At 57.9% G+C, this 15,094-nt stretch carries 16 protein-coding genes; 6 read left to right on the forward strand and 10 right to left on the reverse strand.

Features of this window, described 5'->3' with window-relative positions; translation table 11 throughout:
- Positions 1-54: 54 nt before the first annotated feature.
- From K3J57_RS14340 to regB, 5 genes are all read right to left on the reverse strand, one after another.
- Complete coding sequence (locus tag K3J57_RS14340; RefSeq protein ID WP_259792703.1) at positions 55-735, reverse strand: nucleotidyltransferase family protein; 681 nt, start codon at positions 733-735, stop codon at positions 55-57.
- On the reverse strand, positions 717-1,724 hold the full coding sequence (locus tag K3J57_RS14345) for an aminoglycoside phosphotransferase family protein (protein WP_259792706.1): 1,008 nt from the start codon (positions 1,722-1,724) through the stop codon (positions 717-719). The genes K3J57_RS14340 and K3J57_RS14345 overlap by 19 nt, the downstream gene beginning before the upstream one ends.
- Positions 1,721-2,206 (reverse strand): tRNA (adenosine(37)-N6)-threonylcarbamoyltransferase complex ATPase subunit type 1 TsaE, encoded by a 486-nt coding sequence (gene tsaE / locus K3J57_RS14350; RefSeq protein WP_259792708.1) that lies wholly within the window; start codon positions 2,204-2,206, stop codon positions 1,721-1,723. Before tsaE ends, K3J57_RS14345 begins: the two co-directional genes overlap by 4 nt.
- A gap of 77 nt (positions 2,207-2,283) precedes the next feature.
- Positions 2,284-3,897, reverse strand: a complete 1,614-nt coding sequence (locus tag K3J57_RS14355) for a PAS-domain containing protein (RefSeq protein ID WP_259792710.1) — start codon at positions 3,895-3,897, stop codon at positions 2,284-2,286.
- A 109-nt stretch (positions 3,898-4,006) separates the two neighbouring features.
- A complete protein-coding gene (gene regB, locus K3J57_RS14360; RefSeq protein WP_173486171.1) occupies positions 4,007-5,392 on the reverse strand; it encodes a sensor histidine kinase RegB in 1,386 nt (461 codons plus the stop codon).
- Positions 5,393-5,577: 185 nt separating this feature from the next.
- Here regB and K3J57_RS14365 point away from each other — a divergent pair, with 185 nt between their 5' ends.
- The 4 genes from K3J57_RS14365 to K3J57_RS14380 all read left to right on the forward strand — a co-directional run bounded on the left by K3J57_RS14365 (position 5,578) and on the right by K3J57_RS14380 (position 8,391).
- Positions 5,578-6,198 carry an SCO family protein gene (locus K3J57_RS14365; RefSeq protein ID WP_259792714.1) on the forward strand — a complete coding sequence of 207 codons (621 nt, stop codon included), beginning with the start codon at positions 5,578-5,580 and terminating at the stop codon, positions 6,196-6,198.
- A 110-nt stretch (positions 6,199-6,308) separates the two neighbouring features.
- Complete coding sequence (locus K3J57_RS14370) at positions 6,309-6,863, forward strand: ActR/PrrA/RegA family redox response regulator transcription factor (protein WP_173486169.1); 555 nt, start codon at positions 6,309-6,311, stop codon at positions 6,861-6,863.
- 14 nt (positions 6,864-6,877) lie between these two features.
- On the forward strand, positions 6,878-8,050 hold the full coding sequence (locus tag K3J57_RS14375) for a glycosyltransferase family 61 protein (RefSeq protein WP_259796429.1): 1,173 nt from the start codon (positions 6,878-6,880) through the stop codon (positions 8,048-8,050).
- On the forward strand, positions 8,047-8,391 hold the full coding sequence (locus K3J57_RS14380; protein ID WP_259792720.1) for a hypothetical protein: 345 nt from the start codon (positions 8,047-8,049) through the stop codon (positions 8,389-8,391). The genes K3J57_RS14375 and K3J57_RS14380 overlap by 4 nt, the downstream gene beginning before the upstream one ends.
- Positions 8,392-8,397: 6 nt before the next feature.
- On the opposite strand, the gene K3J57_RS14385 is transcribed toward K3J57_RS14380, so the two are convergent.
- Together K3J57_RS14385 and K3J57_RS14390 are read right to left on the reverse strand one after the other, a co-directional pair.
- Positions 8,398-8,862 (reverse strand): GNAT family N-acetyltransferase, encoded by a 465-nt coding sequence (locus K3J57_RS14385; RefSeq protein ID WP_259792723.1) that lies wholly within the window; start codon positions 8,860-8,862, stop codon positions 8,398-8,400.
- The gene (locus tag K3J57_RS14390) at positions 8,859-9,452 is read right to left on the reverse strand and encodes an HD domain-containing protein (RefSeq protein WP_259773531.1); all 594 of its coding nucleotides are present in this window, start codon (positions 9,450-9,452) and stop codon (positions 8,859-8,861) included. Before K3J57_RS14390 ends, K3J57_RS14385 begins: the two co-directional genes overlap by 4 nt.
- Before the next feature lie 187 nt (positions 9,453-9,639).
- Here K3J57_RS14390 and K3J57_RS14395 point away from each other — a divergent pair, with 187 nt between their 5' ends.
- Entirely contained in the window at positions 9,640-9,960 is a 321-nt protein-coding gene (locus K3J57_RS14395) for a hypothetical protein (protein ID WP_259796433.1), read from the forward strand.
- Positions 9,961-10,012: 52 nt separating this feature from the next.
- On the opposite strand, the gene K3J57_RS14400 is transcribed toward K3J57_RS14395, so the two are convergent.
- Both K3J57_RS14400 and K3J57_RS14405 read right to left on the reverse strand, forming a co-directional pair.
- Positions 10,013-10,978, reverse strand: coding sequence for a glycosyltransferase family 8 protein (locus K3J57_RS14400; RefSeq protein ID WP_259785474.1), 966 nt, complete (start codon positions 10,976-10,978; stop codon positions 10,013-10,015).
- A gap of 127 nt (positions 10,979-11,105) precedes the next feature.
- Positions 11,106-12,068, reverse strand: coding sequence for a glycosyltransferase family 8 protein (locus K3J57_RS14405; RefSeq protein WP_259796437.1), 963 nt, complete (start codon positions 12,066-12,068; stop codon positions 11,106-11,108).
- Between the two features lie 149 nt (positions 12,069-12,217).
- Between K3J57_RS14405 and ahcY the strand changes: the two genes are divergently transcribed.
- Positions 12,218-13,603: an adenosylhomocysteinase gene (gene ahcY, locus K3J57_RS14410; RefSeq protein ID WP_055191241.1), complete on the forward strand. Its 1,386-nt coding sequence runs from the start codon at positions 12,218-12,220 to the stop codon at positions 13,601-13,603.
- Positions 13,604-13,748: 145 nt separating this feature from the next.
- On the opposite strand, the gene trpB is transcribed toward ahcY, so the two are convergent.
- Positions 13,749-14,954: a tryptophan synthase subunit beta gene (gene trpB / locus K3J57_RS14415; RefSeq protein WP_259792732.1), complete on the reverse strand. Its 1,206-nt coding sequence runs from the start codon at positions 14,952-14,954 to the stop codon at positions 13,749-13,751.
- Positions 14,955-15,094: the final 140 nt, after the last annotated feature.

Genomic DNA, 15,094 nt, shown 5'->3' on the forward strand with positions numbered 1-15,094 from the left:
TTCGGAAAATCAACGCCAGGGGGAAGGGCAAACAGGCGGGGGGACTCTGAAGGGTTAAACATTTGAGGTCAATAATTCTTCTGCAATTTCAATGCCCTCTGGATGTCCGACGTCGCACCATCCTCCGGTGTGGATCGCGCCATAGACGCGGCCCTTGGCAAACATCTGGTTCCAGATCTCCCACATGGAGAAGGCGGTTTTTGGGTGGGTAGAAAACCGTTCGGTGCGAATGATCTGGCAACCGGTATAGACCAGCCCGTCCCCCGGCGTCAGGCCTCCGTCATCTTGCATCAGAAAGTTGCCCGGGCGGGTATACCCTTTGGCGCGCTCCTTGGGGACAAGCGCCAGAAGGGCATCCATCTTTTCGGGGTCCCATGCCCTCAGAAGGGTGTCGATCGGGTTGGGGCCGGTCCATACGGCGTCAGAGTTCAGCGTGACCACGGGGCCTTGACCAAGCAGGGGAAGTGCCTTGCGCAGTCCACCGCCGGTTTCAAGGATTGCGTCCCGTTCGTCTGAAATCGCAACATTCTTTGAGCTGAGGTGACCGATGAGCTGGTCCGGCAGGTAATGCACGTTGACCACCATACGCGAAAGCCCCGCCCCTTCTGCCAGCGAAAGGGCATGATCAATCAGGGGGCGGCCTGCGACCTTGATCATTGGTTTGGGGCGTGTCGCGGTCAGGGTCCCCATGCGTGTGCCAAATCCAGCAGCAAAAATCATGATGGCGTTGGGCATGGGGCTCTCAGTCTGGTCAGAAATGCGGGTGTTGGGTCAGGGAGCAATGGGCGCAGTTGGGTTTTCAAGCCTGACAATTCAGGATGATCCAGATCTTGTAGCAGCATGCGCCAGACCCGGGGGATCAGATCGACATATCCGGGTTTCCCCATCTGACGTGACAGGCGTGCAAATATACCCAGGATACGCAGGTTGCGCTGCACGGCGATCAGGGCGGCGGCGAAACGGGTGTCCTCGGTCGACATGCCCTTCATGGTGGCAAAATGGGACAGGCATTGATTGGCGATGTCAGGATGCACATCCCGCCGGGCATCGCGGATCAGGGACACCAGGTCATAAATCGGATGGGTTGCAACGGCGTCCTGATAGTCCAGCAGTCCCACCCGTGCTGGCCCTTCACGGTCAGGTAACCAGAGCAGATTCTCGGCGTGATAATCCCGCAGCGACAGCACGGTTGGGGCGGAAAGCTGACGAAGCAGCGTTTCCAGATTTGACATTACCGCCTTTGCCTCCGCGCTCAGGACCGATTGCATATCGGCCTGATACCACAGAAAGGCGAGGTCGGTGGCCTGGGCCATTTCGGACGGTCCGTAATGGGGGATGCCTTCTGGGGGCGGGGTGTGATGCAGTGGTTCAAACAGCTCTGTGGCAGCAAGATACAGGGGCAATTCGAGTGTCGGATCCCGCAGGACCTCTCGGGCAAAAACCGTGTCGCCAAGATCCTCAAGCAGGGCGAACCCGTGGGGCAGATCGACCGCGATGATTTCAGGCGCGGACAGGTTGAGCTGGCGCAGGTGGGCGGTCATGTGAAGAAAAGCCGTGAGGCTTTGCCCCGTATCACTGGGATCGTCCATCAGCACCAAAGAACGGTCCTTGTCGGCCACCCGTTCGTATCGGCGCGAGGATGCATCCCCAGCCAGAGGTGTGCGGGGTGCGGCCGACAATCCGTTTTCATTCAGGAAGGCCGCTTTGAGGGTGTCTCTGGTCATGCCAGCGCCTCACGAATGCGGGTTTCCCAATCCGGGCTTGGGCAGATGAAATGCGCGCGGCGCTCTCCCTCGGTATCGGTGGTGGACCAGTCAATCAGCAAGGCACCTTCGGGGGTCAGATCGCCCAGACGGTCCGGCCATTCCACCAGGCAAATGGCGTCGTCAAAAGCGTCGATCAGGCCAAGCTCATCAACCTCATCCGGGTGGGTGAGGCGGTAAAGGTCCGCGTGCCAGATCTCGGTTCTGTCGTCCTCATAGGTCTGAACCAATGTGAAGGTGGGCGAGGGGACATCCTCGCACATGCCAATGGCGGCAAGCCGGGCCTGGATCAGGCTGCGGGCAAAATGCGTCTTGCCCGTGCCAATCCCGCCTTGCAGCAAAATCACATCCCCCGGGTGCAGCATTGGGGCTAGGCGGATGGCAAAGGCGGCGCTGTGGTCGGCACTTTCGAAAAGGTGATCAATCGGGTGGGCAATACTCATGCCGCGACTATGGGTCTGTGTCCCAACGGGTGCAAGCCTGATTGCGCCAAGGGGGCGGTTCACCCGGTGTTATGGTTTCAAACCGCAGAGCGGGGGGCGGTGAGCGAAGGTGGTGCCGTGTCGTGTTTTTGCTGCAGGGTGCGGTTGCGCGTCGGAGAGGCCGGCAGTTTGGCAGAGGGCGTAAACCGGACCATTGTGGCGCCACGGACCATGGGCATCACGCGGCATGTCACTTCGCGCCCATTTAACAGGTAGCATGTTCCATCCAGGGTTTCGCGCTTGGCATGGTTGGACACCGCGATCTGGATTCTGTCCCAGATATCTGATGGACGGGACTTGTGGCGCCAGGTCATGCAGGCATCCGAAATGGTCACATCCATCAAAGAGGTCTCGGGATCATTGCCCCAGAGCCGGGCATAGGCGGTGTTGGACATGGCCAGAGTGCCGCCGGGGGCAAACACGGCGATGGCATCATCGATGCAATCCAGTGCTGACTGTCCCATTTCAAGCTCGGTCCGGAACCGGCGGGTCAGTGAAATCTCGGCAGTGATGTCTTCGAACATGAACGCCACCGCCCCTTCCGGATGAGGGCGTCCGGTGACGCGATAGGTCTGACCAGAGGGCAGGGACCAGGTTTCCTCATAGGTGCCATTCACCGCGTCTGTTTCAAGTTCGGACATTTGCTGACGCCAGGATTTGTAGTCCTTTGGTTCCGGCATCATCCGCTTTTCGCGCAGATGGTCGAGGAAGCTGAACAGCGTGGGTTTGCCAACCAGAAATTCGATCGGCAGGGCGACGAGATCGGTCAAGGCGGGATTGAACAGTGCCAGTTGACGCTTGCGATCAAACACGGCCAGCCCAATTGGCAGATGCGCGAATGTCTTGGTCAGGGTGGCGACGAAATCCGACAGGCTGTTTTCGGCTTTGACAAGCCGGTCTACCGGCAGGGCGGTTACGACGGTTTCATTCCCCAGAATGGTTTCGTGCAGCTCATACCATTTCCGCTGTCCGCTTTGCCCGTCAGCCAGCGCGATGCGGCGGGGCTGGTCCGGGTCGATTTCTTCTGCAGGCTGCGGGCGGTCAAACAGTTTGCGGGGTGGCCATGAGCTTGCATTCCCGCTCGGAAACTGTGTATCGGCCAGATCCAGATAGTGATGATTTGCCCAAGTGATCGTACGGTTTTCGTCTTCGCGCCAAATCAGGAAGGGCAGATTGTCTGTCGTGGAGCGCAGGCTGGCCACTTCATCGCTCAAGGCGTGTAGGCGATGGTAGTCCACACCTTTGGAATGGGCTTCTTCAACAAACTCGATTCGGGCCAGTCCGTTGCACCATTGCGCGCGCAGGCGGCAATCGGCATCTTTGGCGGCCAGATCCACTTCGCCGAACTCGGCCAGTTCGGACATGCGGGTTTCAAAGTCAGGGAAGTAGCTATGCAACAGGGATGTCAGCTGCTGCCAATCCGTTGCATTACTCGGTCGCTCGGTGGATTCAAGCAACTGCCATCCGCGCTCAGTTGCGTCGATGACCTTTTGATCGTCAAACAGGAAAATCGCGGTGTCACGTTCCGCATTTGCGACCTGCCCAAGCGGTTTGTGTCGCCTCGAGGTGGTCAGCGTAAGAACATAAAGAGCGGCGAGTGCGACACAGAAAGCAGTCAGCACCATTGCGGCGGCCATAAGAGAGTTCAGCATTTTTCCTGTCCCAAGATTGGGGTTTGTTAACCCTGTCCAAATCTTGCGGGAGGAAGGTTAATGAACGTTTAACCTTGGCGCCGTCCCCCTTTTTTCTAAGGAATTTACGCTATTGGAACTGCTGGTTTTCGCCAAGGGCCTGCATGTTCTCCTTCTGTTCAAGGCCCGAATCGCCGCGCCGCCAGTTTACCTGGGCAATGGCGCCGGATTTTTCGCGCGGGTGTGGCCGCCCGGTATAGGGCTCTGCCCCGTTTGCAAAGCTCAGCCGTGCCCCGGTGCGTTCCAAAAGCGTCTTGGCGATGAACAGGCCCAGCCCCATGCCTTCATATTCCCTGCGCTGGAGGTTCTGCGGATCAGAGGAGCGGCGGCGCAGGAACGGGTCCCCGATCCGGTCAATCAAATGCGGGGCATATCCGCGCCCGTCATCAATCACGCGGATTGTGATGGTGCGGTCGGTCCAGCTGAGGTCGATCCAGACGGCGGTCGAGGCAAAATCCACCGCATTCTGGATCAGGTTGCGCAGCCCGTGAATGATCTCGGGGCGGCGGGCCAGAATGGGCTGTTCCGTTTCCTCCCCTTCGATTGAGATGCTGATCTCTTTTCCGCGGTCCATATGCGGCTCGGCGGCGGCCTCGATCAGGGCGGACAGGGGCACAAAGCGCATATGCATGTCGTCTTTGCCCGCGCGCCCCATGGACCGCAGGATGTCCCGGCACCGGTCAGTCTGTTCATTGATCAGGCGGGCGTCCTCGATCAGGTCGGGATGGCCGTCCAGTTCTTCAACCAGTTCGGAGGAAACCAGTTTGATCGTGGCCAGTGGCGTGCCAAGCTCATGGGCGGCGGCGGCAACAACCCCACCCAGATCAGTGAGTTTCTGTTCACGGGCCAGGGCCATCTGCGCGGCCAGCAATGCCTCTGACATGGATTTGATTTCTGAGGAGATGCGGCGGGTGTAAAGCCCGATGAAGCCGATCGACACCACCACCGCAACCCAAAGCCCGAAGACGAAGATCTCGGGCATACGCAGGGCAAAGCCGGCCTGGGTCTGGAGCGGCAGGTTGAAATCGGCCACGATGGTTGTCGCCGCCACTGCGGCGCCCCCTACAACCATGGTCGAGCGCGTTGACAAAGCAGTTGCGGCCACCGTCACCGGGGCCACGATCAGCACCATGAACGGATTGTGCAATCCGCCGGTCAGGAACACCATGAAGGCCAGTTGCAACGTGTCGAACAACAGCCAGAGCGTGGCCTGCTGTTCGTTCAGCCTGGCATTGCGGGGGTAGAAGGCCAACGCAATCAGATTGGCTGAGGCCCCCATGCTGATCGCAATCCCTACCAGCAGCAGATTGATGTCGAGTGAGAAAAACCGGATCGCCACCACGATGGCGACAATCTGGCCCAGAATGGCGGCCCAGCGCAGAACAATCAGCGTGCGCAGGCGAACCCATTGCCCGCCGACCGGGGCGACTCCCGGAGTTTGAGAGGGGTCAGACATGTGCGGGCGCTCCTGTCTCAAATTTGTTGGGGCAAGGGGTTGCGGCATCCTGCACTCTTGTTAAAGCGTTTTGATGTGGTGTTGTATCTGAAATGTGCAATCGGATACGGGAGGGGAAGCTTTCCGGTTTCGGGGCATGGGGTGACGAGCCGATTTGGGCAGAACAGGCAGATAGGAGAAGGCCGATGATGCGCGTTTATGCAGTGGGGGCCGCTGTGACCGTGGCCGCTCTTTTGGGGGCAACCTGGTATGTGACCAGCGGGGCGGGCGAGGACAAGTTTGCGCAATGTCGTGCCTCGGCTGTGGGCACCGGGGTTGCGTCGATCGGGGGGCCGTTTGAGCTGACCGATGAAAACGGCAAATCGGTGACCGACAAGGATGTGATTACCAAGCCGACGCTGGTTTATTTCGGCTATACGTTCTGTCCGGATGTCTGCCCGCTGGACAATGCCCGCAATGCAGAGGCGCTCGATCTTCTGCAGGCCGATGGGTATGATGCGCAGATGGCCTTCATCTCGATTGATCCGGAGCGTGATGGCGTGGAAGAGGTGCGCGATTTCACGGACTACCTTCATCCCGACATGATTGGTCTGACCGGAACGCCCGAACAGGTCAAAGCGGCAAGCCAGGCCTACAAGACTTACTACCGAAAACAGGATGGGGATCCGGAATACTATCTGGTGGACCACTCAACCTTCACCTACTTGGTCACGCCGGAAGATGGTTTTTTGGAGTTTTTCAAACGCGACGATACCGCTCAGGACATGGCAAAACGGGTTTCTTGTTTCATTGATGCTGCCAAATAACGGGTGATTGCGCTGACGGCATGGCTGATAACGCTGCGGAGAGTTTGACCCCGGCGGAGCAAACCCCTACATAAATTCATGTGATTGCAAGCGACCCGAGGGAGGGTGCCATGTCAGAGCAGGACCTTTACGAAATTGGCGAAGACAAGTCGCTGCTTTTGGTCGACGATGACGAACCATTCCTGCGTCGGCTGGCGCGTGCGATGGAAAAACGCGGGTTTGAGCCGGAAATGGCGGGCTCGGTCACGGCTGGCAAGGCCATCGCAACCGCCCGTCCCCCGGCCTATGCGGTGGTGGATCTTCGGCTTGAGGATGGCAATGGTCTGGACGTGGTCGAGGTGATCCGCGAGAAACGCCCGGATGCTCGGGTGGTGGTTTTGACCGGATATGGTGCGATTGCCACCGCCGTGGCTGCGGTCAAGCTGGGGGCCACGGATTACCTGTCGAAACCGGCGGATGCCAATGACATCACCAATGCGCTTTTGGCAAAATCAGACGAACTGCCGCCGCCTCCGGAAAACCCGATGTCGGCCGACCGGGTGCGCTGGGAACATATCCAGCGGGTCTATGAACTTTGCGATCGTAACGTTTCTGAAACCGCACGGCGCTTGAATATGCACCGCAGAACGCTACAAAGAATACTTGCAAAGCGTAGTCCAAAGTAAAGATGTGAGGGTCCATGGGCAGCAAATCTGAACTGAAGCCGCCCATGCCCGATGGGGGCTGGTCGGTCGATATTCGCCGCGTTGAAAAGGCCATGATCCTGCCGGCGACCGAAAGCAATTTTGTCCAGAACGCAGGTATTCTTGAAGCCGGCGGGCAGTATGTCGCCGAGGGAGCCCTGTGGCGGCGTTATCGCCCGCTGACCGAGGAACCCACGCCCGCTGAACCCAAGGAAAAGCTCAAGGGCAAGTGGCTCTGGGGCGGTGTGCTGTGGATGCATTTTGGCCATTTTCTGGTCGAAAGCACCGGTCGTCTCTGGCCTTATCACGAGCTAGAAGATGAGATCGAAGGGATCATCTTCATCCCCAAACGCCCCCGCAACAAATCGAAAATGGTTGGGTTTCAGACCGATTTTTTCGATCTGCTTGGCATTCGCAAGGAGATCAGGATTGTTTCGGATCCGACCGAGGTGGAAGAGCTGATCGTGCCGGGGCAGGGGTTCGGCCTGGGTGAGATTTCGAACGGCACCGCCCCCATGCGGGCCATGATCCATGATCATTTCGCCAAGGATGTCGCGCCGGATGGGCCGGAAAGGCTTTATGTCTCTCGCACTGCTTTGCGCAGCCATCTTGGCGGTGTGCTGGGCGAGGCCCGCATTGAACAGAAAATGCGGGATGAAGGGTATGAAGTGTTCTACCCCGAACAGCACAGCCTGCGTGAACAGGTGGCAAAATACAAAGCGGCCAAAACCATTCTGGGGCTGGACGGGTCCGCCTTTCACATCGCCGCAATGGTTGGTCACAAGGACCAGAAGATCGGCATGATCCTGCGGCGCGAAGATGGCGCAGTCGGGTTTCTCAAGATGCATGTGGACAGTTTCACCGGGGTTACCTCGCACAAGTTCGATGCGCTGCTCACGGAATGGGTGCCCGAAGACAAGCCCAAGTCGAATCGCCTGTCCTATGGTGAGCCGGATTTTGCCAAACTCGGGCAGATGCTGGCTGAGGCCGGGTTTATTTCCGACAGCACGTCCTGGGTCAATCTGGACGAGGAGGAGCGTAAGACGCTCTGGGCAGAAAGCGGGTTGGAATACGGCAAAGGGTATAAGGAATATTTCAAATACCTTCGGCAGCGCCGTCGTGCTCTGCGTGCTGAGCGTGAGGCGCAAAAAGCGGCGCAGGGATCGTGACCTGGCGCCCCTTTCGGGTGCTGGCGATGTTTGCATTGCTGGCGGCCTGCCAGATGGCTGTGCCTCAGCCCGGACCTTCAAAGATCACTCTTGTGCCTGATGATGGGGGCCTGTTGGTTCTGCCGCAGGGGCAACGCATTGATTTTGGCCGGTCGCCATCTGGCGTCATTCCGGTGCTGGATCGAGAGCTGGGCGCGCACCGCCCCCTTTTGCTGGAAGGTTGCCCGTCAGGGGTCATCGCGCGGCATCAATGGGGCGCGCTTGTTCTGGCCTTCACCCGCGAGCGGTTTGTGGGATGGCAGAGCGGGGATCGCTCCAGCGGACTGACCTGCACCCCGTAAGAGACTTCAGAAAAGATCAAACCGTTTACGGATCAGCCCGGGTTCGGCGGCATAGGTCCTGAACCCCATTGCGCCATAATATGCCAGGCCCAGCTCGTTGGTGTCACCGATTGCGGCCTCAATCGTCTCTAATCCAGCGGTTAGAGCCGCATTTTGTGATGCGGAAAACAAGGCACGGCCGATTCCACCCCGCCCGGCATCCAACGCCACATACGTGCCGATGATGCCCCAGCCTACGGGTGTATCGTAAGGGTTATCCTTGGTAGCGAGGACCAATGACTGGAAACCGATAATCTGCCCCCCCTCGGAGGTGGCGACGCTGCAGCGGATCGAATGAGGACGTTGGATGTAGTTCTCAAGCATATGTTCTGCATCGCCGCGCCGGTTGCTGTTCCACCCTCGCAGGATCGGGGTGATCACGGCGCTCATGCCATCGGCATCGTCGGGGGTGGCGGGGCGAACAGAGATCATAATTGCAGCAACAATTCCGTATGGCGGGCCGTGAAAGCCTCGCGCACGCTGCGGGGTGGGCGCAGCTGAATATCCAGCCCATGAATGATTTCTGGCTTTGGTGTGCCGAACAGGCGGTTGCCCTCCTGCACCGAAAACCCCGCAATCTGCGTGGCCTCAAGCCAGGCCGAAATTTTGTCGGCGCGTTTGATTGCTTTCTTGATCGTCACAGGGATCTTCGCGGGCAGGCCAAACCGCACGTGGATCGCGGTGGTCAGCCGTTCATCCAGATCGCCATAACCCGCCCCAACCGCCGCTTTAACCGGCGAAATCATGTCCCCGATGACATATTCCGGGGCATCATGCAAAAGTGCGGCAAGGCGCCATTTGACGGGGGCCTTCGGATAAAGGCGTGCGTAGATTTCTTCAACCAAAAGAGAGTGTTCCGCGACCGAATAGGGATAATCCCCCAAGGTCTGCCCATTCCAGCGCGCCACAAATGCCAGCCCATGGGCAATGTCCTCAATCTCGATATCCATCGGGGTCGGGTCCAGCAGGTCAAGCCTTCGTCCAGACAGCATCCTTTGCCAAGCTCTTGGTTTTGAAGCCATTTTTTGATATACTCCAAACAGGCGAGGGAAAGGTCACGAAACTGTGTCGCCCTGCGACGGGCAGGTTTTCGGAGCAATCCCCATATCTATTACAGACATAAATCACAGATGGGCGGGCTGCCCAAGAGGCGTAAACAACTATCAACAACAGTGCAGCTTGTCCGGTTCATACGGAAAGGAAACTGTTATGTTCAAACGTCTCGTGAGTTCGGCCCTGATCTTCGGAGTGGCCTCTCTGGCACCGCCGATCCCGGCTGCACATGCCATGCCCAGCTGCGCCCCCAGACCTGATCTGGTTGAAAAGCTGTCCGGCCAATATAGGGAAGGGCTGGTTGGTGGTGGGTTGCAAAACCACAAGGAATTGCTGGAGGTGTGGTCCTCACCGGAAACCGGTAGTTTTACCATCCTCGTGACCAATGCAAACGGCGTAAGCTGCATTGTTGCCGCTGGACGCAACTGGCATGGGGTCACGCCCGAAAAGGCCAAGGTGCCTGATCTGGAGGGGTAAGGCCCTCAAATTCTGACCCTGGACCCGGAACGCGCCCCTCGGCCAACAGGGGCTACTTGGTTTTGACGTCAAAATCGCCCGAGAACCGGTTCAGATAAGGCGCAATGCGCCGGTAATCGAGCGCATGGCGGACAAAGATCCACAGCCATTTTCCGAATTCCGTTCCCGGTTTGGGACGCTCCGGCATCGCCTTGGCCGCTTCGGGGAAGTGCTTGGCAAGATGGTCGTGAATAACCCGGACATGTGTTGCCGAATAGATCCCGTTCACATCCCGCCACGGTTTGCGCGAGCTGAGAAAATGGATGAAACACGGATCAATGAAATGGGTCAGGAAGAAATAGCGATGAAAACAGGGCCAGTTCCAGACCGGCGAAAGCTCGGCCCAGTCGCCATGAAGCGCGAGGTTCAACGCCCGCTGATCATGCTTGACGCGCGGCCCTTTCTCCCGGTTCTTGGTCCATTCAAAGCTTTTCTCTTCAATGCCCAGCTCAATGAATTTCGGCACATCAATCAGCAACATGCCTGAATTGAAATAGGGGGCGACGCTTTTGTTGTTCGCCTTGAATTCCGCGGCAAGGCGATTGGGCGCGCGGTGCTGGTAATTGTCCCGCACGGCGGCAACCGCGTGATCCCCGATATCAAGCGCAATCAGCTTTTCGATATCGCCGCGCTGATAGATCATGTCGCTGTCGAGATAGAGAATTCGGTCGTAATCATCGGCCAGAAGCCGCGGGGCGATGATCCGCAGGTAAGCGGCCAGGGTGATTTTTTTCGACGTGGCCAGCCCCTGCCAGCTTTCCGGAATTTCAATTTCCAGCAGCCGCAGGCCCAGTGTTTCAATGATCGGGTGTTGCGGGAAATCGCCGCTATAAAGGATGCAGATGTCAAACTGGCGTTCCGGGAACGCATCCGAGATCTGCTGCGCCAGCAATGTGGCGAAGGGAAAGTAATTGTCGTCGCAGCACATCAAAATGGTCTGGCGATGTTCGGCGGGACGATTGGCGGTAAACCCGGACATTAAAATCTCCTTTCGCCCAGAGGGGCGTTACGCCCCGGCATCACACTTTCACGGTTGTGAGTCAATGTGGCAAGCCGGGGGGCAGCAAGCCGGGTATTGTCAGGGGCATGACCGACCCGGCGCGGGGTTATTTCTTGATGTCGAAATCCCCGTCGAAGCGGTTGAAATAAGGGGCGATGCGCCGCAGGTCCCACACCTGCCGGATGAAGATCCACAACCATTTGCCAAGGGCTGTTTCCGGTTTTGGGCGGGCAGGCATGGCATTGGCCAGGTCCGGGAAATGTGTGCTCAGATGCTCATGGGCAATACGCACATGTTCCTTGGAATACAGGCCCGTCTTGTCTTTCCATGGTTTGCGCACGCTGAGGAAATGGAAAAAGCAGGGGTCCAGGAAATGGGTCAGGAAGTAGGTGCGGTGAATGCAGGGCCAGTTCCAGACCGGCGAAAGTTCGGCCCAATTGTTGTGCAGGGCGAGATTCAGGGCGCTTTGGTCATGTTTGTATCGGATGTCCTCGCCGTCCATTGCAGCAAATTCAAAGGCTTTCCCGTCAATATCCTGTGCCAGGTATTGGGGCACATCCACCAACAGCATCCCCGAATTGAAATAGCGGGTCTGTTCCAGTCCGGCCGCCTTGAACTCGCGCATGGGTTTCGTCATCTCACGATGCTGAAAACTGTCCCGCACCGCGGCAACGGGGTGGCCGCCCAGATCAGCGGACAGAAGGGCGGGAATATCCCCGCGATGATAGTAGATATCGCTGTCCAGATACAGAACCCGGTCATAATCATCCGCCAGAAGGCGCGGGGCAATGATCCGCAGATATGCCGCCAGGGTGATTTTCTTGGAGGTGGCCAGCCCCTGCCAGGCCTCGGGGATCGGGAACTGCACAAGGCGCAGATCCAGCTGCTTGATGATCGGGTGCTCGGGAAAGGTGCCGCTGTATAGAATGCAGATGTCAAAATTGCGCTCGGGATAGGCTTTTGCGATCTGGCTTGCGAGCAAAGTGGCAAAGGGAAAGTAATTGTCGTCACAGCACATCAGGATTGTGTGACGATGATTTGCCGCGCGATTGGCCGTGATCCCGGTCATTTTTAGCTCACATTTATGAAATAGAGGTAGCGACGCCATCCCATTTTCACCGCGTTGTGTCAATGTGAACGCCGGAAGTGCCGGTGTTTTGTTGCCACTTGGCTGATAAGTTGGTAGGCCGACCCAAACACTGTTACCGGAGATAGCCCGTGACCCAGGATTATATTGTAAAAGACATCAAGCTGGCAGAGTTCGGCCGCAAGGAACTCGATATTGCCGAAACCGAAATGCCAGGCCTGATGGCACTGCGTGAAGAGTATGGCGAGGCAAAGCCTCTGGCGGGGGCCCGCATCGTTGGGTCGCTCCACATGACCATTCAGACAGCGGTTCTGATTGAAACACTGGTGGCACTGGGGGCGGATGTGCGCTGGGCGTCGTGCAACATCTTCTCGACCCAGGACCACGCCGCGGCAGCAATCGCCGCAGGTGGCACGCCGGTCTTTGCAATCAAAGGCCAGTCGCTGGAAGAGCATTGGGATTATCTGGATCGCTCGTTCATGTTCCCCGAAGGGCCGAACATGATCCTTGATGATGGTGGCGACGCCACCCTTTATGTCCTGCTGGGGGCACGTGCCGAAGCCGGTGAGGATCTGGGTGTGCCCGGGTCGGAAGAGGAAGAGGTGATCCACAAGCAGATTGCCAAACGCATGAAGGAAAGCCCGGGCTGGTTCACCAAAACCCGTGATGCCATCAAAGGCGTGTCGGAAGAGACCACAACCGGGGTTCACCGCCTGTATGATCTGGTGAAACAGGGCCAGCTGCCCTTCCCGGCGATCAACGTGAACGACTCGGTCACCAAGTCGAAATTCGACAACAAATATGGCTGTAAGGAATCGCTGGTCGACGGCATCCGCCGGGCCACCGACACAATGATGGCCGGCAAAGTGGCCGTTGTCTGCGGCTATGGTGATGTCGGCAAAGGCTCTGCCGCATCGCTGCGCGGCGCCGGCGCCCGTGTGAAAGTGACCGAGATCGACCCGATCTGCGCGCTTCAGGCGGCAATGGATGGGTTTGAAGTTATTGAGCTGGAAGACGCCGTGTCCTCGGCTGACGTGTTCATCACCACCACCGGCAACAAGGACATCATCCGCATCGAGCATATGCGTGCGATGAAGGACATGGCCATTGTCGGCAATATCGGCCATTTCGATAACGAAATTCAGGTGGCCGCGCTGAAGAACCACAAATGGACCAATATCAAGGACCAGGTGGATATGATCGAGATGCCTTCGGGCAACCGCATTATCCTGCTGTCCGAAGGTCGTCTGCTGAACCTCGGCAATGCCACCGGCCACCCGTCCTTCGTGATGTCGGCATCCTTCACCAACCAGGTTCTGGCGCAGATCGAGCTGTGGACCAAAGGCGATGAGTACAACAATGATGTCTACATCCTGCCCAAGCATCTGGACGAGAAAGTGGCCAAGCTGCACCTCGACCGGATCGGTGTGAAACTGTCGAAACTGTCGAAAGAACAAGCGGATTATATCGGCGTCACCGTTGACGGCCCGTTCAAGCCGGAACACTATCGCTATTGATCACGTCGCCGTTTTAGAACGGAAAAGCGCCGCCCCAAGGGGCGGCGCTTTGCTTTTTGGGTTTATGTGAGGGGCTTTGCCCCTCGCCTCTTCGAGGCTCACCCCAAGGTATTTTTCAGCAAGAAAAAAGGGATGAGCCGGGGCTTTACCGATTATCGCCAAAGCCGAAGGTTTCGGTGACATAATCAATGTCCTTGTCGCCGCGACCCGACAGGTTGATCAGGATGGATTTCCCCGGGTTCTTGGGGGCTTCGCGCATGGCAAAGGCCACGGCATGGGCGCTTTCCAGGGCGGGAATGATACCTTCGTGGCGCGACAGGGCGTAGAAGGCGTTCAGCGCTTCCTTATCGTCAGCGGCGGTGTAGTTGGCCTTGCCGGTGCGATAGAGATGAGCATGTTCCGGGCCGACGCCGGGGTAATCCAGGCCCGAGGCCACGGTATGCACCGGGGCGGGCTCGCCGTTTTCATCCTTCAGCACCATGGTGCGGAAACCGTGAATATCGCCGTCTTCGCCATAGGTGATGGTTGCGGCATGTTCACCCAGTTTCGACGAGGTGCCCATCGGCTCCACACCGTAAAGTGCCACGTCTTCGTCGTCGATGAAGCCCGAGAAGATGCCCATCGCATTGGACCCGCCTCCGACGCAGGCGCCAACCATGTCGGGCAGCTCGCCCGTCAGCTCGAGGAACTGTTCGCGCGCTTCAATGCCAACAACATGCTGGAAATCGCGTACGATCAGGGGGAAGGGGTGCGGGCCAACCACGGAGCCGATGGCGAAAAGGGCGGTATCAGCTTGCGGCACATAGGCGTTGAAGCAGCTGTCCACGGCCTCTTTCAGAGAGCGTCCGCCAAAGCCCACAGGCACCACATTGGCGCCCAAAAGCTTCATGCGGGTCACGTTGGGGGCTTCTTTCTCGATATCAATCTCGCCCATGTGAATTTCGCATTCCAGGCCGAAATAGGCCGCTGCGGTGGCGAGTGCCACGCCGTGCTGACCTGCGCCGGTTTCGGCCATGAGCTTGGTTTTGCCCATGAATTTGGCCAGCAGCCCTTCGCCCATGCAGTGGTTGAGCTTGTGCGCGCCGGTGTGGTTCAGGTCTTCGCGCTTGGCATAGATGCGCGCGCCGCCACACATGTCGGACAGGTTTTTCAGGTAGGACACCGGCGTTGGGCGCCCCTGAAAATGTTTACGGATATGGCGAAGTTCAGCGACGAAGTCGGCAGATTTGGAAATGCGGTCATAAGCTTCGCGAATTTCCTTGAAATGCGGCTCAAGCGGCGGTGGCAACATGGCCCCCCCGTATTCGCCAAAGTAACCATCGCGGGTCGGGGTGGATTTCAGATAACCCATGCGCAAGCATCTCCTGTCAGAATTCTGTATTTGCGGTCATTCGCGCTGATCAGACAGGGAAATGGCGTGAGGCTCAAGGCAAAAATTGCGACATCTGAATGTGTGAAGTAATTTTATTACCGTACAAATAAAACGCGCGA

Source organism: Aliiroseovarius crassostreae, assembly GCF_025137635.1.
Taxonomy (GTDB): Bacteria; Pseudomonadota; Alphaproteobacteria; order Rhodobacterales; family Rhodobacteraceae; genus Aliiroseovarius; species Aliiroseovarius crassostreae.